Origin of the sequence: Bartonella capreoli, from assembly GCF_902813205.1 — a bacterium.
In the GTDB taxonomy this organism is placed as follows: Bacteria; Pseudomonadota; Alphaproteobacteria; order Rhizobiales; family Rhizobiaceae; genus Bartonella; species Bartonella schoenbuchensis.
In genome coordinates, this window is sequence record NZ_CADDZX010000207.1 from 1 (window position 1) to 453 (window position 453).

The 453-nt window shown below is 30.0% G+C and carries 1 protein-coding gene; it reads right to left on the reverse strand.

Annotated features, from left to right (window positions below; genetic code table 11):
* Nucleotides 1–4: 4 nt before the first annotated feature.
* Entirely contained in the window at nt 5–169 is a 165-nt protein-coding gene (locus J7R05_RS08075; RefSeq protein WP_208541858.1) for a hypothetical protein, read from the reverse strand.
* Between the last annotated feature and the right edge of the window lie 284 nt (nt 170–453).

Consider the following 453-nt stretch of genomic DNA (forward strand, 5'->3'; position numbering starts at 1 on the left):
TAGGCTAGGAAAGAGTGTTTGTAATGGCGGGGGCTTTTTTTTTTTTTTCCCCCTTCTTGGCTGCCAGCGCCTGTGTTTTGTTGGCGGATAGCGTAGAAATTTTTTTTTTACCTTGTTTTTCTTCATTTTTAAATAAATTTTTTTTTTTTTTAAATGCTATATAAATCATATAAAAGCGCGAATATCTAGAGAAAAAAAAAACAAAACTCAAATAAAAAAAAAAAAATATAAAGAGAATTATTAGACTGATGTTGGTTGTGAACAAAACAATTAAAAGCGTGATACGGAGGGATATGAGTAAGAGAGAGATAACCAAAAAACAGCATTCTACCTATAAGAAACACAAATTTGTGAAAAATATTATTATTGGTTACGATTGTTCATGAGTCAAATAGGAAGAACTGTGGTATTCGGAGTGGATAAATTAAGAAAGGTAGTGACATAACATTAAAT

Coding starts and splice junctions, on each gene's coding strand:
- J7R05_RS08075 (WP_208541858.1), bottom strand. CDS start 169: ATGATTTATATAGCATTTAAAAAAAAAAAAAATTTATTTAAAAATGAA.